The organism is Acidobacteriota bacterium, assembly GCA_030697165.1.
In the GTDB taxonomy this organism is placed as follows: domain Bacteria; phylum Acidobacteriota; class Vicinamibacteria; order Vicinamibacterales; family UBA2999; genus 12-FULL-67-14b.
The window spans coordinates 46,887-73,095 of sequence record JAUYQQ010000010.1; the positions used below are offsets into that span (position 1 = coordinate 46,887).

A 26,209-nucleotide genomic window follows, 5' to 3' on the forward strand; every position below is an offset into this window, starting at 1 on the left:
TTTCCTAAGGCTTTTCCATCAGGATCGCGCTCAAGGCGTTCTTCCCCACCGGTAGCTCCGTGTCGCCGGTGGGAAAGCTGTTGAGCTTCAACAGGTAGGCCATCACGTCGACATACTCCTCGGGCTTCAGGGTGCCCGGGGCCTCTTCCGGCATGGTGTCGCTGATCACGTCGAACATCTCCCACAGCGGCTTCCCGGCGAAGCTCGTGTAGAACAGGTCGTCGGTGAACCGGTTTGGCGCGTGGCAGCTGGCACACTTGCTGCGAAACAGCGCCTGCCCGCGATCGGCTTGCACCGCGGTGTAGACGCCGGCCTTGACCGACTTCTGGCCCTGGCCAGGCAACCCCAAGAAGGGGTTGCCTCCACCTGCGGACAGGCCGACGGACGCCAGGAGCAAGGCGCACGCGGCCAGTCCCGCCGAAGCGCCGGCGGCGCCAAGGCGGATCATTTCTTCGGCTGCTCGACCTTGATGTTGGCCATAGCACCGGCGTCGCCGGGCAGTTCGGCCTCGCCGGCCGGGAACGCGTTCAGCTTGAGGACGTACGCGACGATGTCGCCGTACTCCTGCGGCTTGAGGCTGCCCGGATTGTCTTCGGGCATCGTGCCGCTGGCGATATCCCAAAACTCCTTGAGCGCCTTGCCATCGAAGGCGTCGAAGAACGCGGCGCCGGTGAAGCGGGCCGGGTCGTGGCAGGCGCTGCACCTCTCGGCGAACATGGCCTCGCCGCGAGCGGCCTGCGCGGCCGTGTAGACGGCGCTGTTGGTCGTCTTCTGCGGTGTCTGGCCGTGGAGCGCCACGGCACTCACGGCGAGGGTCAGGGTCGTGCCGGCGGTGATCAGTACGTTACGCATCATGGTGTTATGCCTGCAGGGGTCCAAAGTGCTGTTCGTAGCGCTGCACAAACTCTTTCCAAGTATATGCATGGGCGGTGCCGCCGAGGTGTTCAAGGGCATACGTGGCGGCGACACTGCCCAGCTGGGCGCACACCGGGAACGTCACCCCCATGGCCAACCCCTTCATGAACCCGCCGCGGAAGGCGTCGCCCACGCCGGTGGGGTCGGCAATGCGCGCGGGCGGCACCGCCGCGACGTCGGTAATGCCCTCGCGGGTGTAAATCGCACAGCCCTTCTCGCCCTTGGTGATCACGAGCAGCGGCACGTGGACCAGGACCTCGGCCTCGCTCATGCCGGTCTTCTGGCGGATCAGCTCGAACTCGTAGTCGTTGCAGATCACCATGAATGCGCCCTTGACGCCGTCGGCGAGCTGATCGCCTTCCATGCGGGCGCACTGTTGCCCGGGATCCCAGATGTACTGCAGGCCGATCGCCGCGCACTCTTCGGCATATTGCACCATGGCGCCCGGGTCGTTGGGCGAGATGATCGTCAGCGCGCCCGCCAGGCCCGGTACGCCCCGGAACGACAACTCGCCGGCGTTGGCCATCGCGCCGGTGTAGAACGACGCAATCTGGTTGCTGGCCTGGTCCGTGCTGCAGAAGAACGAGGCGCAGAACTTGCCGTCGATCACCTTCAGCAGGGACGTGTCGATATTCGCCGCCTCCATCCAGGTCTTGTAGTCGCCCACGTCCTGGCCGGCGGTGGCCATCAGGAACGGCCGCTCGCCGAGCAGCGCCAGCGTATAGGCGATGTTCGGGGCACAGCCGCCGCGCCGCTTGTCCATGGTGTCAACCAGGAAGCTGAGCGACACCCGGTGCATGTGCTCGGGAAGGAAGTGCTCGGTGAACTTGCCGGGAAACGACATCAGGTAATCGAACGCGACCGAACCGGTGACGATGAGCTTCATTTGATGTACTTACCGATGATGGGCGCAAGATCGCGCCGGGTCTGTGCAGGGATGGCATCTGGGCGCGTGATGATGGCGGTCGCGAGCGCGCTGTGCGCCGGGTCGCGCGTCTCGACGTCGAGTCGTTCCACCACCGTCGCGATCACCTGCTGCGCCGTCTTCGCGTTGTGGGTCAGGTTACTGATGATCATCTCGACCGTGACCGAATCGTGATCCTCGTGCCAGCAGTCGTAGTCGGTGACCAGGGCCATGGTCGAGTACGCGATCTCAGCCTCGCGCGCCAGCTTGGCTTCCTGCAAGTTGGTCATGCCGATGATGTCGGCGCCCCAGGCGCGGTACAGCTTTGACTCGGCCAGCGTGGAAAACTGCGGCCCTTCCATGCACACGTACGTGCCGCCGCGATGCACGCGGGCGCCGATCTCGGCGGCCGCATCAGCCGCCAGCGCCGACAGGTGGTGGCTGAGCGGATGGGCGAAGCCGACGTGGGCCACCACCCCGCCGCCGAAGAAGGTGCTGATGCGGCCGCGCGTCCGATCGATGAACTGATCCGGAAACACGAGATCCATCGGGCGATACTGCTCCTGCAGGCTCCCCACCGCGCTGGCCGACACGATCCACTCCGCCCCCAGCATCTTCATGCCGAAGATGTTGGCGCGGTAATTCAACTCGGTTGGCGTCAGGCGGTGGCCGGTGCCATGGCGGGCCAGGAATGCGACCCGCTTGCCGCGCAGCGTGCCCAGCACGTACGGTCCCGACGGCTCGCCAAATGGTGTGGACAGCACCTTCTCTTCGCGATCGGTCAGCTCGGCCATGTCGTACAGGCCGCTGCCGCCGATGATCCCTATCCGCACGGACATTCGATCTCCTTCAAATCAATCTTTCCACCGACCGCTTGCCGTCCTTCTCGCGCAGGTACCCGGCCGCCAACGACGGCTCGTGCTCGAAGAACAGCAGGTATTCCTTCTCCACGGCCTCTCGGGCGAACGCGCGCTTGAACGTCAACGTGTCCATCGGATGCAGGTCGTAGCCCATGATCCACGGATCGGGAATGTGCACCGTCGTCGGATACATGTCGGCCGTGAACACGGCCGTCTTGCCACCCGACTCGATCATCACGACCTGGTGATGGGGGGTGTGGCCGCCGGAGTGGCGGAACCGCACGCCCGGCATGATCTCGGCGCCATCGTCCACCAGCGTGAGGACACCCGCGTCCTGCAGCGGCACGAAGTTCTCTTGCAGGTAGCTCGCGCGGTTGCGCTCGTGGGGATGCGTGGCGTCGTGCCACTCGCCGCGATGCGCCACGTAGCGGGCCTTGGGGAATCGGGGGACGATCGCGCCGTCCTTCGCGCGGGCCGTGAAGCCGCCCACGTGGTCGAAGTGCAAGTGACTGGCGAGGACGATATCGATGTCGTCGGCGGTCAGGCCGGCTTCGGCCAGCGAGTGATCCAGGTGGTAGCGGCGATCCAGTCCGTAGATGGCCGCGTTCTTCGCGTCCATCTTGTCGCCGCAACCGGCGTCGATCAACAGCGTCTGCTCGCCTCTCACGATCAGCGGCCGCATCCCGAGCGGGATCCGGTTGGTATCGTCGGGGGGCAACCGCTTCTGCCACAGGGTCCGCGGCACCGTACCGAACATGGCGCCGCCGTCGAGGTGGATGAAGCCATCGGACAGGGTCACCAGCTCGAAGTCGCCGAGCGTGTGGCGGCCAACGGTCCGGAACAGCGGCACGGCCGGGGCCGGCTGCTTCAACTCCACGAGCACGCCGTGCGCGGCCGAGGGGTGAATGAAGGCGACCAGCGCGCCTTCGGCGCCCGGCCGGGGACGCTCGTCGATCAGGCGCACGCCACGGGCTGTCAGATGCTCCAGCGCCGCCGCGATGTCATCGACCCGCAGCGCCACGTGATGAATGCCGGGCCCGCGCTTCTCCAGGTACTTCGCAATCGGCGAGTCGGGCGCCGTCGCTTCGAGGATCTCGAGCGCTGACTGCCCGGTCGACAGGAAATGCGCGCGGACCTTCTGCGAGGCAATCTCCTCGCTGGCTTCGAGGTGCAGGCCGAGCGTGTCGCGGAAGAACGCGAGCGACGCCGGCAGGTCGCTGACGGCGATGCCAATGTGGTCGAGGACGGCTTTCATCACGGCTTGGACTTGAGGGCTCGCGACAGGATATCCGAGGCGGCGGTGTAGGGGTCGACTTCCCTGGCGGCAATGCGGGCCACGAGCGCATCGAACTCGCCCGCGGCCAGCAGGTCGCGTTCGACCAGTTCCATGAAGCGGTGGGTCAGGAGGTCGCGGAGGCGGAACTCGTTGCGGGCCTTGAGGCGCCTGGTGCGACTGGTCCGGCTAAAGCCGGACGCCACATTGGCTGAGAAGCCGGACGCCACCTCCGGTCCGCTTGACGCGAGCTGCTCGGAATGGGCACGGAACTGCTGGATCGTGGCCCACAGTTCGGGCACGCCGTGGCCGGTGGTGGCCTCGGTCTTGATGATCGGGGGCCGCCATTCGCCGTCCCCGTAGGCCTGTAGCGCCAGGTTCGACTCGATCGACGAGACCATGCGGTCGGCGCCGTCACGGTCGCACTTGTTCACGACGAAGATGTCGGCAATCTCCATGATGCCGGCCTTGAGCGCCTGCACATCGTCGCCGGTGCCCGGCACCAGCACGACGATCGAGATATCCGCAGTGCGCACGATGTCGACCTCATCCTGGCCGACGCCGACGGTTTCGATGATGACCAGCGACTTGCCGGCCGCATCGAGCACGAGTGCGGCGTCGCTGGTCGCGCGCGCCAGTCCACCCATGTGGCCACGGGTCGCCATGCTGCGGATGAACACCTGCTCGTCGTGGGCATGCGCCTGCATGCGCAGGCGGTCGCCCAGGATGGCGCCGCCCGTGAACGGGCTGGTCGGATCGACGCAGATTACCCCCACGGTGTCACCGCCCGCGCGCGTGACAGCCGTCAGGCGGTCGACCAGCGTGCTCTTGCCGGCGCCAGGCGGTCCGGTGACGCCGATCAGGTAGGTGCGGCCGGTGTGCGGAAAGATGTCGCGGACCAGGCCGGCCGCGCTGGCGGTCTCGTCTTCGATCAGCGAGATCGCGCGGGCGATCGCCCGTGCGTCACCGGATCGCACCCGCTCGGCAAGTGTCAAGGGCGCCGTCACGTTATGCGGCCATCAGCTGGCGGGCGATCACGAGCCGCTGCACCTCGCTCGTGCCTTCGCCAATGGTCAGGAGCTTGACGTCGCGGAAGAATTTCTCGGCCGGGTAATCCTTCACGAATCCGTAGCCGCCATGCAGTTGCACGCAGTCTTCAGATGCGCGCACGGCAATTTCGCTGGCGTAGAGCTTGGCCATGGCCGATTCGAGCGTCATGCGGCGCCCCTGGTCCTTGAGCCACGCGGCCCGGTAGGTCAGCAGGCGCGCCGCGTCCACGCGCGCGGCGTGGGCGGACAGGCGTTCCTGGATCGAGGGGAACGACCGAATGGCGCGGCCGAACTGCTTGCGCTGCGCGGTGTAGGACTCGGCCGCCTCGTACGCGCCTTGCGCCAGGCCTACTGACAGCGCGGCAATGCCAATGCGACCGGCATCGAGCACCTGCAGCGTCTGGATGAAGCCCTGGTTGAGGTCACCGATCAACTGCGACGCCGGAATGCGGCAGTTCTGGAAGATCACTTCGGTGGTCTCGCTCGCCCGCATGCCAAGCTTGTCTTCCTTCTTGCCGGCCAGCAGACCGGGCGTGCCGCGTTCGAGGATGAACGCCGAGATGCCCTTCGGCCCCTTGGTGCGGTCGGTCACCGCCATCACCACGAGCGTGTCGGCCGACGTGCCGTGCGTGATGAAGGCTTTGGAACCGTTCAGGATGTAGTGGTCGCCGTCGGCGACGGCAGTGGTCCGCATGGCCGCCGCATCGCTGCCTGAACCGGGTTCGGTCAGCCCCCATGCGGCGAGCGTTTCTCCTTGGGCCAGCGGCACCAGGTATTGCTGTAGCTGCGCGTCATTCGCAAACATGGCAATGTGCGCCGCGCCGAGCCCGTTGTGCGCGGCCACCGACAGCGATACGCTCGGGTCAACCCGGGCGAGTTCTTCGATGCAAATGCAGTAGTCCACGGCGCTCATGCCGGCGCCGCCGAGGCTTTCGGGAAACTGGATGCCCATTAGGCCCAGCGCGGCGAGCTTGGGCAGTAACTCTTTCGGAAAGTGCTGCGCGTTGTCCCACTCCATGAGGTGAGGCCGCATTTCGGTTTCGGCAAACTCGCGGACAGACTTGCGGAGCAACTCCTGCTCCTCAGACGGGCGGAAATCCATTACGGCGATTATATCTGGCCGGGAGGCACTCCTTGTCGGGAGGCACTCCTTGTCGGGAGGGTGCCACTTGTCGGGAGGGTGCCGCTCGTCGGGAGGGTGCCGCTCGTCGGGAGGGTGCCGCTTGTCGGGAGGGTGCCGCTTGTCGGGAGGGTGCCGCTTGCCGGGACTGTCCCGACACGAAGTGTCCTCCCGACAGAGAGTGCCATCCCGACAAGGAGTGCCCTCCCGGCGAGTATCAGTAGTAAACGACGACCCTGAAGCTGCCGGTATTATCCGTCAGCACATCGTCATTGACTCCGAGATAGAGGCGGCCGCTGTTGCGAATGCGGATGGCGCCGGTGTCGTCGCCAATGAAGAACACGTCGTTGCCGATCTTCCCAATCAAGGCCGCCGCGTTGCGGCTGCCGATGGGGCGGTTCGGATTCGACGGTGAGTTGCGCTCTCCCGCCGGACCATCGCGCCGGTCTTTGCCCCACCGCACCTGGCCGGTGGCTTCGAAGAACACCGTTTGCCCGGCCCGCACGTCGATGCCCGCATCGTTCCAGTCAACGTTGGCCGCGACCATTACCTGCCGCTCGCGCATGCCCGAGGGGCGGCCGAAGCTGTTCGAGAAGTTGCTGGTGCTGCGGTTGTTGTCGAACTCGATGCGAACCACTTCGTCGCGGTCGAAACGCAGGGTCCGGCCCGAGCTCGAGCCGTAGCCTCGGCGCTCTTCGAATTCGATAGTGCCGTTCCTGACCGAGACGAGCTCGCCCTGCACGCGAGACCCGTCTCGCAAGATCAACGTGTCGGCCTGCAAGCCAACCGGCAGCGCCACGACCAGGGCCAAACGCACGATCCACCGTTGGGGAACCATCTGTAACCTCCTCGGGACAGTCTTTCGAGACTGACCTCATCCATTGCGAATTCCATGCCCATTTGCGACTGTCGCCGGACTTTGGCGAAGGCGGACCTGGCCTGTCACTTGCAGTAGGAACGTGGGATCATAGCATCGGAGGCGGAATGTCACTGGCTACCTACACTCGCGCGTTTGTGCACTTTTTGACGGCCCTGGTCCTGCTCGCAGCCACGGCGGCGCCGGCGCGCGCCGACATCACGGCATTTCTTGGCATGTCGCCTACCCCTGAACGGCACACCGTCAAGGGTTTCAGCGGCGGCCTGTCCCTGCTGGTGGTCGGCTTCGAGTTCGAGTACAGCCACCTGGGAGAAGACACCCTGGAGGCGCTGCCGGGGCTGAAGACCTATTCGGGCAACGTGCTGGTACAGACCCCGATCGAGATCAAGGGCACGCAGTTTTACGCCACCGCCGGGGCAGGCGGGTACCAGGAGTACCTGGCGGCCAGGGATGAAAAGAACTTCGGTCTCAACTTCGGCGGCGGGATCAAGGTGCGGGTCCTGGGGCCGGTGCGGCTCAGGCTCGACTACCGGGTCTTCCGCTTGAAGGGTGAGCCGCTCTATCCGGCCTACCAGCGCTTTTACGCCGGCGCGAACCTGGCGTTCTAGGTCGAACGGCGTCCCTAACGACCCGGCTTCTTGGCGTCGGGCAGCGGCAACGGTGCGACGGCCATCTGGGCCAGTTCGGCCAGATCCAGCTTCGTCGGCGGTCCGGCAAACGCGTCCTGGTACTTGGTGAGCAACTCGGGGGCAAGGTCCTTCACCAGCGTGTCGACGAGCAACGACGGCCGGTAATCAAAGCCCGGCACCGCCGGCAGCATCACGTGGATGTAGAGGGCATTGCCTTTCGCATCGGGCGTCGAGGCCTTGAACACGTGCCACCCTTTGGTCGCGGCCTTGCGCGGCGCGTCGGTGTCCTTGGCCAGGGCCGCTTGCAGTTCGCGAATAATCGATTCGTAGTCGGCCGTGGCCGTCGACTTGATGGCGACCAGGATCATCCCTGCTGTACTGGCAAATGCCGAGTTGGCCGGATCGGGCGATGCCGGGACGGCCGCGGGTTGGGGCGGGGGCGCTGGGGCCTGGGCGGCCAGCAGCATCAGCAGGGTGAGGGTGACGGTCACAGCTGACAGCATATCGCGCGCTGCCGGGACCCGCGCAGTGCCGGGCGGGGGGCAGGGCTCCGGAGTCGCTGACTCCAGAGCCCGTGCACGTCACCAGCTAGGGAATCCGGATCAACGGGATGATCTGGCGTCCGACGTAGCTATTCTTGTACTTCTCGTAGATTTCCAGCACTTCCACTGGGAATACCTCGGTCACCACTTTCGTGATGTCGTACTCCTCGCCCTTCAGAATCGGATCGAAGCTGAAGACGTAGGCCGCATTCCCACCCATCGGCGTCGGCGACTTGAAGACCTTCATTCCCGCCAGCTGTTCCTTGCGGACCGGCTTGTCGCTCTTGCCCAAGGCTTCCTGGTACTTGGCGATCACCGCCTCAAAGTCCGCCGTCTTGTCGGGCTTGATGAGAACGATCATTAACGCCCTGTCCCCCTCGAAGGACAAGGTTGGCGCGGTCGCCTCTTGAGCCGAAGCCGACGCCGCCCCCGCCAGCGTCATTGCCGCCAGCGCCATTCCCGACACCATAACCCGCAATCCTCGAAGCATTGACCAGCCTCCTTCAAACGAAAGTTCGCTACTTTACCGTACTGTGCGCCCGATGAAAACCGACATCATCTCGTTAGCGAGAAGCATGCCAGCCCTCGTCAGCGCCAGGCGCCGGCCCGGCTCATGAACCAGAAGCCCAGCGTGGACGAACGTAGCTAAGTCTTGTCCGTATCGTGCCCAAATATCAACGCCATGTCGTGCCTGGATGGCCCGCAGGTTCAGGCCCTCCACCAGCCGGAGCCCCATGAACAGCGCCTCTTCGAGTCGTTCCTGCGGGTCCAGGAGCCTCCGGTCAAGGCGGACATCCGCGCCGGCGGCGATGCGTTCGACGTACTCGACCGTCGAGTTGAGCGTCCGCCAACGCTCCCCAGCATAGGTCGAATGCGCCCCGCAGCCGAAGCCAATCCACTCCCCTTCCTGCCAGTATTTCAGGTTATGGCGCGAACGCCGGTCCGCGCGAGCCACGTTCGAGATTTCGTACTGCTCGTACCCGGCTCGATCGAGCCGGCCGAGGCCATCCAGATACATCTCTGCCGCGTCATCGTCTGGCGCCACCGACCAGCCGGCGCGCGCCATCTCGTCTTTCAACGGCGCGTTCGGGTAGATCTCCAGCAAATAGAGCGATGCGTGGTCGGGGCCGACGTCAATCAGGGTGTCCAGCGAGCCCAGCCAGTCGGCCGGACTCTGGCCCGGCAGCCACATCATGAGATCGAGGCTGAGATTGTCGAATCCGGCGGCGCGCGCACGAGTCACGGCGAGGCGGGCGGTGGCCGACGAGTGGAGCCGGCCAAGCCGCTTCAACTCGGCGTCGTGGAACGACTGCACGCCGAAGCTCAGGCGATTGACGCCGGCGGCGCGGTACCCGTCCAGTGCTTCGGCAGACGCCGACTCGGGATTCGCTTCGAGCGTGACCTCGGCGTCGACGGCCACCGCAAAGCTTTCGCGGCATGCAGTGAGGATCCGCGCCACTTCCCCTGGCGTCAGCAATGACGGCGTCCCACCGCCGAAGAAGATTGTGTCGGCCGCTACGCCCGAGGCCGCGTGGCTGCGAATATCGGCGACCAGCGCCTCGACATAGCGGCGTCGCAGTCCCTCGTCGTGCAAGCCCCGGTTGAAATTGCAGTAGTTGCAGATCGCCGCGCAGAAGGGAATGTGGAGATAAAGACCGATCGGTGCCACGGTGCCAGGGTGCCAGGGTGCCGCGGCTACTTACTGCCGGCTTTGCCGCCCGACCAGTTCAACTCGAACTGCGTGCCGCTGTCTTTCAGTCGCGCGCGCGCCATGCCGCCGGACTTGCCCGGCAGCGGGCCTTTCCGGGTGATTCGTTCTGGCGGCTCCGGCAGGTGGCCAGACTTGGCCGCTGCCGTCACCCGTTCGACGTCGCGAACATCGGTCCCCTGCACCTCGACCCACTCGCACATCTCGAGCAACCGCGAACGTGAGCGGACGCCCAGCTGCACCATGAAAGAGTTCATGTCGGTGTTGTCGATGGGATCGCGCAGGTTGCTCGTGACAATGGTGGCGCGGCGGGCGTTGTAACGAGTGTTGATCACCAGTCCGAGGGTTTCCTGGACCCACTCGGAGGTCTTCTCGACACCCAGGTCGTCGAGCACGAGCACGTCGGCTTCGAGCACGGGGCGCAGCACTTCCATTTCGGTTTCATCGACCGACCGGTTGTAGGTTTCGCGCACGAGGCGCAGCAACTCGGTGGTCTGGAAGAAGAAGCCGCGGGCGCCCTTGTCGCGAATGACGGTGCGCAACAAGCCAACCGCCAGGTGGGTCTTGCCCACCCCGGTCGGGCCGTAGAACACGATCCCCTTCTGCGCAGCGGGAAACGCCTCGACAAAGCGCTGGGCTTGCCGCAGTGCGTCTTTCTGTGAATCCGTATCGGGAATGTAGTTGGTCAGTTCCGCCTTGGCGAACTTGGCGGGAATCCGCGACTCGGCGAGGTAGCGCTCTTTCACAACGTCGCGCCAGCAGTCGCAGCGCGTCATGCGCTCGACGCCGGCGACGTCCACGCTCTTCCAGCGTGATCCGTTGCAAATGGGGCATTCCATGTCGGCGAACTCTGGCACTGGCTACTAATTCAAGTAGCTGCGCAGCACGCTGTGCTGGCGGAGGGCATGCAGGGCGCCGGCTTCGATCTTGAGGGGGCCTTTGACCGCCTTGCGGGCCTTGCGGCGCTTTCGGCCCTCGTTCTGCAGGTGCACTTCCAGGTCTTCCACGTCGCTCGTGGCCGGCTCGCGCACCTCGGCGCCACTCGCGGTGGAATGGGCGTATTCGAGCGCCACGCGAATGGCTTCGACCTGGCGCCCGGCGACGGCCGCGGCCATCAAGCCCGAGGAACTGACCTCCGGCGAGCGCGACGCTTCAGCGAGCAAGTGCATCATCGCCTGGCGAATCCACCACAGGGCCGACGCCTGGAACGTGTCGGACTGGGCAGGATTGAACCGCCGCGCGGCTTCGATCAGGCCCAGGTTGCCTTCGTGAATCAAGTCGAGCAGCGGCACGCCGAGCCGGCGGAACCGCTTGGCATACTGCACGACGAAGCGCAGGTTCGACTGCACGAGCCGGCCGAGCGCGTCTTCATCGCCGTGTTGTTGGATCTGGCGGCCGAGTTGCTGCTCGTCATCCGGCGTGAGCAACGGAAAGCTGGAAATCTCTCGCAGGTATGCGTGAAGGGTTTCGGATTCGGATGCCAGCGATTCGAACTTCCTGACCACGAGCGAAGTTTACCAGTACAACTGGTACGTCACCAGACGTAAAACCGTCTGCGACAGTCGTTAATTTTTTTTCTTGGTGTCAGTCTTGCTCACCGTCGCATCAGGGCCAGGATGCGCGGCACGCACCAAATCCGTCGGCGACGCCTTCACCAGCGCGGTGCCCAGTCGCTGCTCCCAGTCGTCGATGCCGCGCGCCAGTTCGCGCTTCACATATTCCATGAACTCGTTCACTTCGCCCTGCATTTGCTCCATCTTGCGGCGCATATTCAAGATGATCTCGACGCCGGCGAGGTTGACGCCCAACTCTCGGGTAAGTGCCAGAATTGTTTCCAGCTGCTCAAGGTCTTCTTCGGAATACAGGCGCGTGTTGCCTTCCGTTCGTGAAGGCTTCAGCAATCCTTCCCGCTCGTACAACCGCAAGGTCTGTGGATGAATGTTGTAGCGTTGCGCGACGACGCTAATCATGAAGTATGCCTTGCCCTGTCGCTTGGTCATTGTTTATCCGCCGTCGCTCGAGCGGAGGTGGACTCCCTGACGCTTTCACCGTTGATCCGGCCAAATTCCCGGAGCAATTCCTTCGATCGTTCGTCGAGCACCTTGGGCAGGCGCATGCGCACTTCGGCGACCAGGTCGCCACGCCGGCCGTTGCGGCCGGCGGCGCCGCGGTCGCGCAACCGGAAGCGCTGGCCCGACTGCGTGCCCGGCGGCACGCGCAATCGCACCGAGCCGTCCGGCGTGTCGATGTCGATCTTGGCGCCGAGCGCCGCCTCGTGCACCGCGATCGGCACGGTCAGGTGCAGTTCATCGCCTTCGCGGCGGTAGACCGCATGCTCGAGCACCTCGACATCAATCAACAGGTCGCCGGGTAACCCGCCGCGGACACCTGCATGCCCCTTCCCGGCAATGCGCACCCGCGCGCCCGAGGCCACGCCGGCCGGGATGCGCACATTCAGGGTCTCTGACCGCGGCTCCACCCCCTGGCCATGACAGGGCGCGCATTCTTCCTGTTTCAGCCGTCCGGATCCTCCGCAGGTCGGGCAGTTCTTGGCGAACACCATGTGACCGCGCACCGAACGCACTGCGCCACTGCCCTCGCAGGCGACACACCGCGTCTCGGCCACGCGCTGAAAGCCGCCGCCGGCGCACGACCGGCAGGTGTCCTGCCGGGTGACCGTGACCGCGCGCTGCACCCCGTGCCACGCCTCTTCGAACGTCAGCGAGGCGCGGGCATGGATGTCGGCGCCATGGTCGGCGCCCTCAGACGGCTCGCGGCCGACCCGGCGCGAAAACACCTCCTCGAACAATTCCCCAAACGTCGTCGTCCGCTCGGCATGCACGCGACTGGAGAAGTCGAAACCGGCGAATCCAAACGACGCCGCTTCCTCTTCCGAAATCGCGCTCAGCTGGCCGGAATCGTACCGCCGGCGCCGATCGGGGTCGATCAGCGTCTCGTAGGCGTCGAGCACCTGCCGAAACCGTGTCTCCGCCTCGCGGTCGCCCGGGTTGATGTCGGGATGGAGGCGCCGCGCCAGCCGGCGATAGGCTTTCTTGATCTCGCCGGACGGCGCGCCACGCTCCACGCCGAGCACGATGTAAAGGTCCACTACTTCTTGTCGTCCTCAACCACTTCGGCGTCGATCACGTCGCCGGCGTCGGGCTTTGGCGCGCCCTCGTTCGCACCGCCGCTGGCGCCGGCACCCGCGTCACCGGGGGGGGCCTGACTCTCGGCCTGGTTCTTGTAGAGCGCTTCCGATGCCTTGTGCTGCGCGGTCATCAACACGTCCATCGCCTTGCTCATGCCGGGCGTGTCGTTGCCGTCGATGGCCGTCTTCAGTTCGGCCATGGCGTTCTCGATCGCATTCTTGTCGGCGATCGCGATCTTCTCGCCGGTGTCCTTCAGCATCCGTTCGGCGGTGTAGATCGCCTGATCGGCGCGATTGCGAATCTCGATCTCCTCGCGGCGCTTCTTGTCTTCATCCGAGTGCGCCTCGGCTTCGCGCATCATGCGGTCGACTTCGTCCTTGCTGAGGCCGGACGAGGCGGTGATGGTGATCTTCTGCTCCTTCTGCGTGCCGAGGTCCTTGGCCGACACGTTGACAATGCCGTTGGCGTCGATGTCGAAGGTGACCTCGATCTGCGGCACGCCGCGCGGCGCCGGCGGCAGGCCGACCAGGTGGAACCGGCCGAGCGTGCGGTTGTCGCGCGCGAGCGGGCGCTCGCCCTGCACGACGTGCACTTCGACGCTGGTCTGGCTGTCGGACGCGGTCGAGAACACCTCGCTCTTGCGCGTGGGGATGGTCGTGTTGCGCTGGATCAGCGGCGTCATCACGCCGCCCATCGTCTCGATCCCCAGTGACAGCGGCGTCACGTCGAGCAGCAGCAGGTCCTTGACCTCGCCCGCCAGCACGCCGGCCTGGATGGCGGCGCCAATGGCGACCACCTCATCCGGATTGACGCCCTTGTGGGGTTCCTTGCCGAAGATCTCCTTGACGATCGCCTGCACCCGCGGAATGCGCGTCGACCCGCCGACCAGCACGACCTCGTCAATCTTCGAGGGATCGAGGCCGGCGTCGGTCAGCGCGGTCTTGGTCGGGCCGACGGTCTTCTGCAACAGCTCCTCGACCAGCGACTCGAACTTCGCCCGCGACAGCTTCATCGCCAGGTGCTTCGGCCCGCTGGCATCCGCCGTGATGAACGGCAGGTTGATCTCCGTCTCCATGACCGACGACAGCTCCATCTTGGCCTTCTCGGCGGCCTCGCGCAGGCGCTGCAAGGCCATGCGATCCTTGCCCAGGTCGATGCCGTCGCTCTTGCGGAACTCGTCGATGATCCACTCGATCACGCGCTGATCGAGGTTGTCGCCACCGAGGTGCGTGTCGCCGTTGGTCGACTTCACTTCGACCACGCCCTCGCCCACTTCCAGGATCGAGATGTCAAAGGTGCCGCCACCGAAGTCGTAGACCGCAATGGTCTCGTCCTTCTTCTTGTCGAGGCCGTAGGCCAGGGCCGCGGCCGTCGGCTCGTTGACGATGCGCATGACTTCGAGGCCGGCGATCTGGCCCGCTTCCTTCGTCGCCTGCCGCTGGGCGTCGTTGAAGTACGCCGGCACCGTGATCACGGCCTTGGTCACCGCCTGCCCGAGGTAGTCCTCGGCGGCCTGCTTCAGCTTCTGCAGGATCATCGCCGACAGCTGCGGCGGCGCGAGGTCCTGCTCCTGCGCCTTGACGCGCACGTCGCCGTTGCCCGCGCGCTCGACGCGGTACGGAACCATTTTCATCTCCTCGTTGACCTCGTCGAAACGGCGGCCCATGAACCGCTTGATCGAGAAGATGGTGTTCTCGGGATTGGTCACGGCCTGACGCTTGGCCACCTGGCCGACCAGGCGTTCGCCGGTCTTGCTGAAGGCGACGACCGATGGGGTGATCCGGCTTCCTTCCGCGTTCTGAATGACGGTGGGCTGGTCGCCTTCCATCACTGCGACGACGGAATTGGTGGTGCCCAGATCGATGCCAATGATTTTGCTCATGGTCTTAGTATGAAATCTGAGTGGAGCCCTGTCAATGAATCGATCGGGATGGGTCGGCCCATTCCGGGGAACTGACTGGTATACTGAGACTTATCCCTGCGACTCCGCTCAGGGGCAGCGCCACGAATGACCATCGCCATCCGCTACGCACGTCACGCCGGCTTCGCTGCGCTCTTCGTCGCCGCGGCCCTGCTCGGCACCCTCTCCGGTGTCCTGTTCGCCTATTCCGGCGACCTGCCCGAGGTGAGCGCGCTCGACGACTACGCGCCCAACACCATCACCCGCGTGCTCGGCAAAGACAATCAGCTGGTCGGCGAGTTCGCCGTCGAGCGCCGCGTCGTCATCCAGTACACCGACATTCCCGAGAACCTGCGACAAGCGATCCTCGCCGCCGAAGACGGCAACTTCTTCGACCATGCCGGGCTGAGCATTTCGCGCATGATGCTCGCCCTCGTGCGCGACATCGTGTCGAGCGGACGGGTACCGGGCGGCAGCACCCTCACCCAGCAGCTCGCCCGCAACCTGTTTGCCACCAACATCGGGTTCACCACCGGCGATCGCTCCTGGGAACGGAAGATCAAGGAGTCGCTCGTCGCGGTGCAGATCGAAAAGCGATACACGAAGCCAGAGATCTTCACGATGTATTGCAACCAGATCTACTTCGGCCACGGCGCCTACGGCGTGGAAGCGGCATCGCAGCTGTATTTCCGCAAGCCCGCCCGGGACCTCGCGCTCGAGGAGGCCGCCACCATCGCCGGCATCATCCAGGGCAACGTCCGGCAGAGTCCGTTCGTGAATCCGGAGGCGACGCGCCGCCGCCGCAACTACGCGCTCGACCGCATGACCGCCGAAGGCTTCATTACCGCCGCCGTCGCCGAGGAAGCCAAGCAGAAGCCGATTGCCGTGGACGGCGACCCGACGGCCGCCACCAGCCAGGCGCCCTACTTTCTCGAAGAGGTCCGCAAGCACCTCGAAGCCAGCTACGGCGCCAAGGCCCTGTATGAAAGCGGGCTCACCGTCCGTACGGCGCTGGACCTGCGGCTGCAACAGGCCGCCAACCTCGCTGTCGATCGCGGCCTGCGGCGTGTCGACAAGCGCCGCGGGTTCCGCAAGCCGGCCCGCAACGTGATTGCGGAAGGCCGCACCGTCGACACCTTCAAGCACGACCGCTGGGCGCGCCGTATGGCGGCCGGCGACATCGTGCCCGCGGTGGTGCGCTCGGTCAACGCCACGAGCGCGCAACTGCGCATCGGTTCGCTCACCGGCGAACTGACCAGGGCCGCCATCCAGTGGACCCGCCGGACGTCGCCCCGGGACCTGGTCAAGGCCGGCGACCTGATCGATGTCCAGTTGACCGCCATCGAGGGCGCCACGGCCACCGTGGCGCTCGAGCAGACACCGGTGCTCGAAGGCGCGCTGGTGGTCATCGACAACCGCACCGGTCAAGTGCTGGCCATGGTCGGCGGCTACAGCTTCGGACGCAGCAAGTTCAATCGCGCCACGCAGGCCTATCGTCAGATGGGCTCGACCGTGAAACCCATCCTGTATACCGCGGCCATCGATCGCGGCCTGACCCCCACCACGATCCTGGTGGACGAGCCGACCAGCTTCAACGCCGGCGCCGGCCAGCCGCTTTACCAGCCACGCAACTACGACCGCAAGTTCGAGGGCCGCATGACGCTGCGCCATGCACTCGAGCAGTCGCGCAACATCCCGTCGGTCAAGATCATCGACATGCTGGGGCCCGGCCAGGTGGCGTCGTACGCGAAGAAGTTCGGGTTCTCGCAGGAGTTCCGGCCGTTCCTGTCGATGGCGCTCGGCGCCCAGGAAGTGACGCTGCTGGAGCTCACCAGCGCGTTCTCGGCGTTTCCGAACCATGGCATCCGGATGCAGCCGTTCCTGGCCCAGGCCATCACCGATCGCGAAGGCGGCCTGCTGGAAGAGGCGCGGCCGCAGCCGAAAGACGCGATTCGCGCCGATACCGCGTACGTGATGACCAACCTGCTTCAGGGCGTGGTGCAACGCGGCACCGCGGCCGCGGCGCGATCGCTCAACTGGCCGCTCGCCGGCAAGACCGGAACGGTCGACGACAACACCGATGCCTGGTTCATCGGGTTCGATCCCAACATCACCGTCGGCGTCTGGATGGGCCACGACGCAAAGAAGCCGATCGGCGGCAATGAGACCGGCGCGACCGCCGCCTTGCCGATGTGGATCGAGTTCATGAAGTCGTATCTCGATCTCTACGCGGACCGCGAACATCCCCCTACGTTCGACCCGCCCGGCAACATCGTCTTCATGGCGGTCGATCGCGACAGTGGCCAGCCGAACGAGGCCGGCGACCGCATCATCACCGAGGCGTTCATCTCGGGCACTCAGCCGTCCCGTCAATAGATCCAACTGCGATCTGTAAAATCTCGTCCCTCTCGCTCATTTTCTCTTGCGTGCCTCCGCCGACGATGGCACCGTCGTCATACGGTCAGGCGGTCGTCGAGGAAGAAGGAATGACTGCGATGTATGCGAGGAATGCCCATCGGGCGGAGGTAGTGATGACCGACGACACCAACGATGTCATCCGGACTGTCACCGATCGATTCGAGCGGCGGCTCACCGAAGAAAGCAGCCGGCTGCGGGTCGAGATGGCGACTGAGTTTGGCAAGGTCAGGCACGAGATGGCGACCGAGTTTGGCAAGGTCAGACACGAAATGGCCACCGAGTTTGGCAAGGTCCGCAAGGAGATGGCCGACGGCTTTGGCGCGCTCAAGGTCGAGATGATCGAACGCAACCACGACCTGCTTCGGTGGATGCTGATCTTCGCCGTCACCCAGACCGCGGCCATTGTCGGCCTGATCAAGCTCTGGCGCTAACTACTCGTCGACATCGTCCCCGGCCGCCTGGCCCAGCGTGCCGGTGGCTTTCTGCATCAGGTACGTCTTGATGAACGCGTCGATGTCGCCGCCCAGGACTTTGTCGACCTGGCCCTCCGCGAACTTGGTGCGGTGGTCCTTGATCATCTGGTAGGGCTGCAGCACGTAGCTGCGGATCTGCGAGCCAAACGCGATGTCTTTCTTGGCGCCGCCAATCTGCGACAGCTTCTCCTGCTGCTCCTTTTGCTTCAGGTCGTACAGCTTGGCCTTCAGCACCTTCATGGCCACGTCCTTGTTCTTGTGCTGCGACCGTTCGTTCTGGCAGGAGGTGACGATGCCCGTCGGCAAGTGCGTGATGCGCACCGCCGAGTCGGTGACGTTGACGTGCTGGCCGCCGGCGCCGCTCGACCGGTAGGTATCGATGCGCAGCTCCTTCTCGGGGATGTCGATCGCGACCTCGTCATCGAACTCGGGCCACACGTAGACCGAGGCAAACGAGGTGTGCCGCCGCGCGGCCTGGTCGAACGGCGAGATCCGCACCAGCCGGTGCACGCCGGCCTCGGCCGCCATCAGGCCAAAGGCATACTCCCCCGTTAGCGTGAACGTCACGCTCTTCAATCCCGCCTCTTCGCCCGGCTGATACTCGAGCATCTCGCGCTTGAAGCCCCGGCGCTCGGCCCACTTCAAATACATGCGCAGCAGCATCTCGGCCCAGTCCTGCGACTCGACCCCGCCGGCGCCCGGATGAATAGTGATGATGGCGTTGGCCAGGTCGTGCTCGCCGCTGAGCATCTTCTTGGTCTCAGCGGCCTCGACCTGCTCACCGAGCGCGTCGAGGGCGCGGGCCAGGTCGGCCAGCACGTCTTCGCCGCTGCGCGCCCACTCGAGCAGCACGCCAATGTCGTCGATCTTCGCGGCCAGGCTGGCGCCGAGTTCAAGGTCTTCGGCCAGGCGGCGCTGGCGCTGCAGGGTCTTCTGGGCGTCGGCCTGGTTGTCCCAGAAACTGGCGGCCGCGACCTTCTGTTCGAGTTGAGCTAGCTCACCCGGATCATGCGCATCGTCAAAGATAGCTCCGCATGTCGGCGGCCCGCTTCAGCAGGTCGGTGGCGCGGCGAACGAGGTCATCAATCACGAGTGCCAAAGCAGGTCTCCTACCGGCGGTCGGCGCGTTAGCGCTCCGCCTTCAGCCAAGCGGCCACGCCCAGGGCCAGCACCGTCAGCACGGTGGCCACCAGCGCGACCAGGTCTCCAATTCTGGCATACGGCGTGCGCTCCTGCACGAACCTGGCTTCGCCAACCACGGCCGCGGTCTCGAACAGTCGGGTGCGAATGAGGACCCGGCCGTAGGGATCGATGATGCCGCTGACGCCGGTGTTGGCCGCGCGCACCAGGTAACGACCCTGTTCAATCGCCCGCATCGCCGCCATCTCGAAGTGCTGATACGCCGCCGACGATTCGCCGTACCAGGCATCGTTGGTGATCGTCGTCAGCAGCTCGCTCCCCTGCCGGACCGCCTCGCGCGCCTGGCTGGGGTAGGTCACTTCGTAGCAAATGGCCGTGCTCACCATGTGCTCGCGCACCGGCAGCATGGTGACGCGCTCGCCGGGAGTGAACGCCGCGACCGCCTCCACCAGCGGCGCCACGAAGAACAGCGCCCATTGAAACGGCACATATTCGCCGAAGGGCACGAGGTGCATCTTGCGATAGACCGCGGCGGTCGTGCCTGCCGGGTCGAGCATGAAGGCGGCGTTGTAGTAGCGATCCGGCGGCGGCCCGCGCTCGACCTCGTCGCTGCCGAGCAGCAGGGGGACACGCAGTTCGCGGACCATCGACCGGATCGCGTTGCCCCCGGGATCGTCCTGGAAGAAAAACGGCGTCGCCGACTCCGGCCACAGTACGAACTGGGCGCCGTTGGCGGTCGCCTGGCGCGTCAACTGCTCGTACCGTTCCATGATCATTCCGGCGCGGGCGGGGTTCCACTTGTCGACCTGCGCGATGTTGCCCTGGATCAAGCCTACTCGGACCGGCACGCCCTGGGTCAGGCGGTTCTCGGCCATGCGCTGGCCGCCCCACACCGACGCCGACGCAATCAGCAGGATCGTGCCGGCCAATGCGGTCACGCGGGTTCGCCCGGTGGCGAGCGCGGTCGCCGCGAACCCGGCGTTGATCACGGCCACCAACGCGGACAGGCCGAACACGCCGACAAGGCTCGCGATCTGCGCGATTGGCAACAGCGTCACCATGGTGTTGCCCAGCGGGATCCACGGGAAGCCGCCGAACAGGTGCCCCCGGGTGTATTCGGCCGCCACCCACGCGGCCGGGGCGAGCCCGAGCCCCACGAACCCGAAGTGCCGAATGAAGACCGCCGAAGCCGCCGAGGCCAGGGCGACGTAGGCCGCCATGTATAGGACGAGCAGGCCGGTCACGAACACGGCAACGGGCCACGGCAGGCCGCCGAAGGTCTGCACGGTGGCACCGGTCCAGTAGACCGTGCCGGCAAAGTGGATGAAGCCGGTGATCAGGCCAAGGCGAAAACCCCGGCCGGCCGTGATTCCGGGCATCCTGCCCGGACGGCCGTTCCAGCCGCTCAGCGCGACGTAGAGCGGCACCAGTGCGATGAAAGCCGCGGCCGGGTGGCCGTACCGCGGGAACGAGAGGGCCAGCAACACGCCCGATGCGACCGCCGCCAGGGTTGAAGCCGAGATCATCACGGACTGCTAGGCCTTCATGGCCGCGTCAAGCAGCGCTTCGAGTGAACCGAACTTCTCGTGGTAATCCGCCTGCGCGCGGCGAATCACTTCGAAGGCCTCTTCGTGCCCGTACACATGGGTGATCTCACACGGGTTAGCGACCGTCCCGGGCGCGAGCTTGTACGTCTCGAAATAGTGAATGAGCCGCGATACCAATGCCTCGGGGCAATCCGAGATGTCGCGGAAGCCCCCATACGCGGTGTCGCCGACCAGGACCGCAACGATCTTGTCGTCAGCTTCGCTGCCGTCGATCATGCGCAGGCCGCCGATGGGGATGGCCTGCAGCAGGATGTCGCCGTGCGAGACCGGCCGTTCCGACAGGACGCACACGTCCAGTGGATCCTGATCGCCGCGAATCCCCGTTCTCCCGGTCTTCTCAGCGCTCAACGCGGCGACCCGCACGCCGCAAAAGGTTTGCGGCAACAGCCCGTAGAGCGCCGGGCAGAAGTTCGAGAACCGCTGCGGGCGATCGAGCTTGAGGAGCCCGGTCGCCTTATCGAGCTCGTATTTGACGGTATCGGACGGCGTAATCTCGATGTAACACGTGACGACGTCAGAGCCTTTGTCGCCCAGGCGCACGCCGTGCCACGGATGGGCCCTGAACAACCGGCCCATCAACTGCCAGATTGGCTGCCGGGATTTCGGAGTGGTGACCATGGGGGCGCCCTAGCGGACGACCCAGGGCTTGAACTGTTCTTCCTTCTGCAGGCGGGCGGCCACCGTGTCGGCCTCGCGCCGGTCCTTGAACTTGCCGACCCGCACGCGATACACCGACGGCGCCCCCTGAACCGGCGCCAGCACGTAGGCGGGGTATCCCTTGCCGGCCAGGCGCTTGACGATGGTGTCGGCCTCGCTGCGTTCACGCAGGGCCGCCACCTGGATGGCATAGCCGGTACCGGCTGGTTCGGTCGATGCCGCTGTCGCCGGCGCGGTGGCGGCCGGCGATGCCGGCGCGGCGCCCACGGGCTCAGGCTTCGGCGCCGGCGGCTCGGCTGGAGGCGCGGGCTCAGCGGTCTTCCTGAGCGAATCGGCGGCGCCCTCGTTCCCGGTGAGGCGCTCGGCGTAGCTCAACTTCTCACCCGCGGTGACCGGGGTCTCGCTCGACCCCTGGCCAACCGACGCAGCCGGCAGCGGCGGTTCCGACTCGGCCGCCGTCGCGGCAGCCATCTCGACGCCCTCTGGCAACCCGCGCTCGCCGCGGACGCCGCGACCGACCTGGACCCCCATCAGGAAGATCCCGACGGCGATCACGACAAAGGCCATGGCCATGAAGACCAATTGCTTGCCGTTCAGCTGAATTTCGCGAAACGCGTCGTCCTGGGTTGTGGCCATTAGTGCAGATCTGGGCAGAATTTTATCACGGCCCCCCGCCGATCTTGGCCTTCAAAGCCATGGCCTCGGCCGATTGGGGGTCCAAGGCCAGCGCCCGGTCGACTTCAGCCCGCGCCGAGGCGGTGTCTTGCCCCTCGAGGTAGGCCTCGGCCAGCGCCAGGTGGGCGGGCACGGTCTCGTCGCTCCATAGCGCAATCTTCAGCGCCTCCACGGCCTCGGTGGCGCGGCCACCGCGCAGGTAGAGGCGGCCGAGCAGCAAGTGCGCTTCCGCCAGGTACGGCGAGAGATACAGCGCGCGGCGCAGTTCCTGGATCGCTTCGCGGTCGGCCTCACGCTGGTAAGCGCGGCGGCCGGCGTCGAGGTGGAACGCGGCCAGCGTCTGGTTGTCGCGCTGGCCGGCCGACGTCAGGATGCTGTCGACGCGGTTGGCTGACGGCGTGAGCTTCTCGGCCAGCCGTTCGAGGCCGCGAGGCACGGGGTCGCCGCCGGCGGCACGCGTTTCCCATCCGACGTATTTCGACGAGAGCCGGACCGCCAGCTCGCGCTCGCGCGCGGCCTCGGCCGTCGCGCCGGTCTGGTGAAGGGCCGCCCCCAGAATGAAGTGCGCGTCGCCGTCGGCGGGATTGCGCCGCACCGCCTCGCGCAGCCAATAGATCGCCGCGCGCGCATCCCGATCGATCCAGTACGCGTAGCCCAGGTTGAAGAACAGGTCGCCGTCGGCAGGATCGATCTCGCTGGCCTGGCTGAAGTAGTAAGTGGCACGGCCGGGTTGCGGCGTCGCGGTGCGGCGCAACTCGGCGACGCCGATCGCGTTGGTGACGGCCGCCGACCGCTCTTCGCCTTGCAGCGCGCGGAGTGTCTGCAGCGCGTCATCGAATCGTTTCAGGCTAATCAAGGACAACGCCCGGCGGAATCGGCTCTCGCGCGAGTAGCGGCTATCGGCACGCACGCCGGCCAGCGCGTCGAGCGCGCGCTGATGCGCCGAGGCCTCGGAATGCAGATCCCAGATCGCGAGCCGGGCCGGATCGAACCGGGGCGCGGCCGTCAGGGCCTGCTCCAGGAACGTGATCGCGGTGGCCGGCGCCTCGGCAACCAGGCCCTTGATATACAACTCGAACACCTGCATCGAGGGCGGCAGCCGGTCGGTCGGGACCGGCGACGGCTCGCCGGTGACGCCGCGGAGCAGGTGCGCGAGGCGGCCGAAAACGCCGAACACCTCGGCCAGGGCGCCCGACACCTGGACTTCGGGTAACAAGCGACCGGTGTCGAGGCGCACCACCCGGCCGCGGGCCACCAGTTGATCACCGCTCAGTTCGAGTGCACCAATCACCACCACGCCGGCGCCCACCACCTGGCCGACCTTGATCGACGAGGCCCGGCTCAGCCCGGCGCCGGCGGGGAGTTGCAGCCGGTCGAACGCGCGCAGGCGCTCTTCGCGATCGATGACCCGCTCCCCGCTCGCGGCCAGCAAGTCGGTCAGCAACACGGCGGCGCCTTCGCGCATCCACGTGAGCCGCGGTTCCTGGGCGGGGTTGTCGAAAGGCAGGACCACCACCGGCGTGCCGGCCGGCAGTTGCGCCGCCGCGGCGGCCGGCCACGCCAGTGCCACGGCGCACACGACCACGATGGCCCAGCGGCGCCCGCGCACGACTACGCGGCACCCGCCGGGCCGGGGCCGGCACCGTTCACCGTGACCGCCAGGCTCAAGCCGCCCGGCCGCTCGCCGGCAAACTGAACGGTCGCGTCGACATTGCAGTGCGCGCATAACTGCTGGAGCGCGGCGGCGTAGAACCCGCGCATGGGAAAGGTCGCCGGGTCGCGCAGCTGCCGGCACAGTTCCGAGTCGATGTCGATCGTCGCCGTGGTGCCCCGCATCTGTCGCTTGACCTGGGACTGCCTGACCGTCGCCAGGATCAGCCGCTTGGCCAGCGAGAGGGCGGCGCGCGACCGCAGGCCGAGCGGCAGGCGGTGGATGTACCATCGGCGCAGGCCCGACAGTTCCTGGTAGGTCCAGTCGGCGGCACAGACGCCGGCTCGGGTGGCAATCTGATCGTTCGACGGCGGCTCTTCCCGGTGCACGAAGCTGAGGACGGCGCCGAGCGGCGCGAGGCCGATGCGCCCGTCGCGCATCCCGGCCGGGCTCAACCAGTTTTCGTAAAAATCGAGCCGGCTTGGTGAAACATCGGCAATGCCCTGGTGCAGACTCGAAATGAGCAGGCGGCCGATTCCAGCGTCAACCATGACGAAGCCGTGGGGAAATGATAACGTGATCGTACCGCTTCGCTTCGATCGAGTCAACGAACCAGCATCATGATTCTTCCCCTTCACGAACAGCTCAAGGCGCGTGTGCGCGCCGTGCTCGCCGAACGCTACGAGATCATCGATCCCGGCCTGAACATCCCCATCGAGACGCCACCCAACCGGACCATGGGCGACCTCGGCACTCCGGTCGCGTTCGATCTGGCGCGCCGGCTGCGCCAGGCGCCACGCGTGATCGCGCAGGAGATCGCCGACGCGCTCGGCCCGGTCGCGGGCGTCACCAGGGTCGAGGCGGCTCCGAACGGCTACCTCAACGTGTTCCTGGATCGGCCCGCGTTCCTGCTGGCGCGCCTCGGCCTCGCCGGCACGCTGCCCGCGCCGCCGCAGCGCGCCGACAAGACCATCGTCGAACACACCGCGATCAACCCGAACAAGGCCGCGCACATCGGCCACCTGCGCAATTCCGCCCTGGGCGACACGCTGGTTCGCGCCTTGCGCTTCCGCGGCACGCCCGTCGAGGTGCAGAACTATATCGACGACACCGGCGTGCAAGTGGCCGACGTCGTGGTCGGTTTCCGCGAGTTCGAGAAGATCGACCTGGCCGGCGCGCACCAACTGGCCGCGACCACGCGCTTTGACTACTACTGCTGGGATCTCTACGCCCGCGTGACCGAGTGGTACGACGGCGACAAGGAACGGCTGAAGATTCGCGCCGCGACGCTGCACGACATCGAGCACGGCGTCGAGCCGACGGCCGGCCTGGCCGCGTTCATTGCCGACACGGTGGTGCGCGCGCACCTCGAGACCATGGCGCGGCTGAACATCGACTACCAGCTGCTCACCTGGGAAGGCGACATCCTGCGCCTGAAGTTCTGGGCCCGCGCTTTTGAGGCGATGAAAGCCACCGGCGCGGTCTACCTCCAGAACGAAGGCAAGCATGCCGGCTGCTGGGTGATGAAGATCGACACGTCGACGCCGCTCAGGGCAGGCGATCCTGACACCCCGCCGAATCCGGAAGACGACGACCCCGAGTCACGCGAGAAGGTGATCGTGCGCTCGAACGGCACCGCCGTCTACGTGGCGAAGGACATGGCCTACCAGTTCTGGAAGTCAGGACTGCTCGGTCACGACTTCTCCTATCGGCCGTTCGCGACCCGCATGAACGGCGAAACGCTCTGGGCGACGACCAGCGATCCGTCGCTGGCGGTGCCGGACCATCCACCGTTCGGCGCCGCCGCCGCCACCTACAACGTGATCGACGTGCGCCAGGCGTACCTGCAGAAGCTGCTGAAGCAGGCGCTGACGGCGATTGGGCACCCGGCCGAAGCCGACCGCCTCACCCACTTTTCGTACGAGATGGTTGCGCTCTCGCACGCCACCGCCAAAGAGCTCGGGTTTGCGCCGCCGCCCGACTCCGAGGACGCCAAGCGGCCGTTCGTCGAAGTGTCCGGCCGCAAGGGCCTGGGCGTCAAGGCCGACGACCTGATCGATCGCGTGATCGACAAGGCCATGACCGAGGTTGACCGCCGCCAGCCCGAACTGCCGGAGGGCGAGCGCCGCCGCATTGCCGAAACGATCGGCATCGCCGCGGTCCGCTACTTCCTGATCAAGTACTCGCGCACCAAGGTGATCGCGTTCGACATCGACGAAGCGCTCAGCTTCGAGGGCGAAAGCGGGCCGTACCTGCAGTACGCCGTGGTGCGGGCCAACAACATCTTCCAGAAGCTCCACGACCGCCTCGGGCTTGACGAGGCCGCGATGCTCGGGCCGCTGCCGGCCGCCCCGCCCGACTTCATCAACGGCAGCGACGGCGACCACGAGCTGTGGGCCCTGGTCCTCGAAGCCTCGCGCCTGGACGAGGTCGTCGAGCAGGTGGTCCGGACGCTGGAGTTCGCGGTCCTGGCGAAATACGGCTTCGGCCTGGCCCAGATGTTCAACGCCTTCTACCACCGCGCCCAGATTCTCAACGAGGAGCGCGACGACGTCCGCCGCTGGCGGGCGGCGGCAGTGGCTTATTTCCGTCTCCAGCTGACGCGCATGCTCGGCTTGATGGGCGTTGCTGTTCCACCCCGAATGTAGGACGCTTGCTGCAT

Annotated in this window: 26 protein-coding genes; 4 read left to right on the forward strand and 22 right to left on the reverse strand. The window is 66.1% G+C overall.

What is annotated here, in order from left to right:
* Positions 1–4: 4 nt before the first annotated feature.
* The 8 genes from Q8T13_10425 to Q8T13_10460 form a co-directional block, all read right to left on the reverse strand.
* A complete protein-coding gene (locus Q8T13_10425; GenBank protein MDP3718167.1) occupies positions 5–448 on the reverse strand; it encodes a cytochrome c in 444 nt (147 codons plus the stop codon).
* On the reverse strand, positions 445–855 hold the full coding sequence (locus Q8T13_10430; protein ID MDP3718168.1) for a cytochrome c: 411 nt from the start codon (positions 853–855) through the stop codon (positions 445–447). Before Q8T13_10430 ends, Q8T13_10425 begins: the two co-directional genes overlap by 4 nt.
* Positions 856–859: 4 nt before the next feature.
* Positions 860–1,801 carry a carbohydrate kinase family protein gene (locus tag Q8T13_10435; GenBank protein MDP3718169.1) on the reverse strand — a complete coding sequence of 314 codons (942 nt, stop codon included), beginning with the start codon at positions 1,799–1,801 and terminating at the stop codon, positions 860–862.
* Positions 1,798–2,658, reverse strand: coding sequence for an S-methyl-5'-thioadenosine phosphorylase (mtnP, locus tag Q8T13_10440; protein ID MDP3718170.1), 861 nt, complete (start codon positions 2,656–2,658; stop codon positions 1,798–1,800). Before mtnP ends, Q8T13_10435 begins: the two co-directional genes overlap by 4 nt.
* Before the next feature lie 10 nt (positions 2,659–2,668).
* Entirely contained in the window at positions 2,669–3,934 is a 1,266-nt protein-coding gene (mce, locus tag Q8T13_10445; protein ID MDP3718171.1) for a methylmalonyl-CoA epimerase, read from the reverse strand.
* Positions 3,934–4,959, reverse strand: coding sequence for a methylmalonyl Co-A mutase-associated GTPase MeaB (gene meaB, locus Q8T13_10450; protein MDP3718172.1), 1,026 nt, complete (start codon positions 4,957–4,959; stop codon positions 3,934–3,936). The genes mce and meaB overlap by 1 nt, the downstream gene beginning before the upstream one ends.
* Position 4,960: 1 nt before the next feature.
* Positions 4,961–6,103 carry an acyl-CoA dehydrogenase family protein gene (locus Q8T13_10455; GenBank protein MDP3718173.1) on the reverse strand — a complete coding sequence of 381 codons (1,143 nt, stop codon included), beginning with the start codon at positions 6,101–6,103 and terminating at the stop codon, positions 4,961–4,963.
* Positions 6,104–6,338: 235 nt separating this feature from the next.
* Positions 6,339–6,959 (reverse strand): LecA/PA-IL family lectin, encoded by a 621-nt coding sequence (locus Q8T13_10460; GenBank protein ID MDP3718174.1) that lies wholly within the window; start codon positions 6,957–6,959, stop codon positions 6,339–6,341.
* Positions 6,960–7,105: 146 nt separating this feature from the next.
* On the opposite strand from Q8T13_10460, the gene Q8T13_10465 reads away from it, so the two are divergent.
* Positions 7,106–7,606 carry a hypothetical protein gene (locus tag Q8T13_10465; protein MDP3718175.1) on the forward strand — a complete coding sequence of 167 codons (501 nt, stop codon included), beginning with the start codon at positions 7,106–7,108 and terminating at the stop codon, positions 7,604–7,606.
* Positions 7,607–7,620: 14 nt separating this feature from the next.
* Here the strand turns inward: Q8T13_10465 and Q8T13_10470 are convergent, their stop codons facing one another.
* From Q8T13_10470 to dnaK, 8 genes are all read right to left on the reverse strand, one after another.
* Positions 7,621–8,118 carry a hypothetical protein gene (locus tag Q8T13_10470; GenBank protein MDP3718176.1) on the reverse strand — a complete coding sequence of 166 codons (498 nt, stop codon included), beginning with the start codon at positions 8,116–8,118 and terminating at the stop codon, positions 7,621–7,623.
* 97 nt (positions 8,119–8,215) lie between these two features.
* The gene (locus Q8T13_10475) at positions 8,216–8,626 is read right to left on the reverse strand and encodes a hypothetical protein (protein MDP3718177.1); all 411 of its coding nucleotides are present in this window, start codon (positions 8,624–8,626) and stop codon (positions 8,216–8,218) included.
* Between the two features lie 66 nt (positions 8,627–8,692).
* On the reverse strand, positions 8,693–9,838 hold the full coding sequence (gene hemW, locus Q8T13_10480; GenBank protein ID MDP3718178.1) for a radical SAM family heme chaperone HemW: 1,146 nt from the start codon (positions 9,836–9,838) through the stop codon (positions 8,693–8,695).
* Between the two features lie 26 nt (positions 9,839–9,864).
* Positions 9,865–10,716, reverse strand: a complete 852-nt coding sequence (locus tag Q8T13_10485; protein ID MDP3718179.1) for an ATP-binding protein — start codon at positions 10,714–10,716, stop codon at positions 9,865–9,867.
* Positions 10,717–10,740: 24 nt separating this feature from the next.
* Entirely contained in the window at positions 10,741–11,382 is a 642-nt protein-coding gene (locus Q8T13_10490) for a sigma-70 family RNA polymerase sigma factor (protein MDP3718180.1), read from the reverse strand.
* A 60-nt stretch (positions 11,383–11,442) separates the two neighbouring features.
* Positions 11,443–11,877, reverse strand: a complete 435-nt coding sequence (locus tag Q8T13_10495) for a helix-turn-helix transcriptional regulator (GenBank protein ID MDP3718181.1) — start codon at positions 11,875–11,877, stop codon at positions 11,443–11,445.
* Positions 11,874–12,986 (reverse strand): J domain-containing protein, encoded by a 1,113-nt coding sequence (locus Q8T13_10500; GenBank protein MDP3718182.1) that lies wholly within the window; start codon positions 12,984–12,986, stop codon positions 11,874–11,876. Before Q8T13_10500 ends, Q8T13_10495 begins: the two co-directional genes overlap by 4 nt.
* On the reverse strand, positions 12,986–14,908 hold the full coding sequence (gene dnaK / locus Q8T13_10505) for a molecular chaperone DnaK (GenBank protein ID MDP3718183.1): 1,923 nt from the start codon (positions 14,906–14,908) through the stop codon (positions 12,986–12,988). Before dnaK ends, Q8T13_10500 begins: the two co-directional genes overlap by 1 nt.
* Before the next feature lie 126 nt (positions 14,909–15,034).
* Here dnaK and Q8T13_10510 point away from each other — a divergent pair, with 126 nt between their 5' ends.
* Complete coding sequence (locus Q8T13_10510; GenBank protein ID MDP3718184.1) at positions 15,035–17,302, forward strand: PBP1A family penicillin-binding protein; 2,268 nt, start codon at positions 15,035–15,037, stop codon at positions 17,300–17,302.
* Positions 17,303–17,412: 110 nt separating this feature from the next.
* Complete coding sequence (locus Q8T13_10515) at positions 17,413–17,775, forward strand: hypothetical protein (protein MDP3718185.1); 363 nt, start codon at positions 17,413–17,415, stop codon at positions 17,773–17,775.
* Here Q8T13_10515 and prfB read toward each other — a convergent pair.
* From prfB to Q8T13_10545, 6 genes are all read right to left on the reverse strand, one after another.
* Positions 17,776–18,907 (reverse strand): peptide chain release factor 2 gene (gene prfB / locus Q8T13_10520; GenBank protein MDP3718186.1). Its coding sequence is split into 2 segments (ribosomal slippage): positions 17,776–18,837 and positions 18,839–18,907, totalling 1,131 coding nucleotides; the frame shifts between segments, so codons are not numbered across the junction.
* A gap of 37 nt (positions 18,908–18,944) precedes the next feature.
* Positions 18,945–20,483, reverse strand: coding sequence for an apolipoprotein N-acyltransferase (lnt, locus tag Q8T13_10525; GenBank protein ID MDP3718187.1), 1,539 nt, complete (start codon positions 20,481–20,483; stop codon positions 18,945–18,947).
* 9 nt (positions 20,484–20,492) lie between these two features.
* Positions 20,493–21,182, reverse strand: a complete 690-nt coding sequence (locus Q8T13_10530) for an inorganic pyrophosphatase (protein ID MDP3718188.1) — start codon at positions 21,180–21,182, stop codon at positions 20,493–20,495.
* 9 nt (positions 21,183–21,191) lie between these two features.
* On the reverse strand, positions 21,192–21,857 hold the full coding sequence (locus Q8T13_10535; protein MDP3718189.1) for an SPOR domain-containing protein: 666 nt from the start codon (positions 21,855–21,857) through the stop codon (positions 21,192–21,194).
* 25 nt (positions 21,858–21,882) lie between these two features.
* A complete protein-coding gene (locus Q8T13_10540) occupies positions 21,883–23,505 on the reverse strand; it encodes a tetratricopeptide repeat protein (protein MDP3718190.1) in 1,623 nt (540 codons plus the stop codon).
* 2 nt (positions 23,506–23,507) lie between these two features.
* Complete coding sequence (locus Q8T13_10545; protein ID MDP3718191.1) at positions 23,508–24,098, reverse strand: hypothetical protein; 591 nt, start codon at positions 24,096–24,098, stop codon at positions 23,508–23,510.
* 69 nt (positions 24,099–24,167) lie between these two features.
* Between Q8T13_10545 and argS the strand changes: the two genes are divergently transcribed.
* Positions 24,168–26,195 (forward strand): arginine--tRNA ligase, encoded by a 2,028-nt coding sequence (gene argS, locus Q8T13_10550; GenBank protein ID MDP3718192.1) that lies wholly within the window; start codon positions 24,168–24,170, stop codon positions 26,193–26,195.
* Positions 26,196–26,209 lie beyond the last annotated feature (14 nt).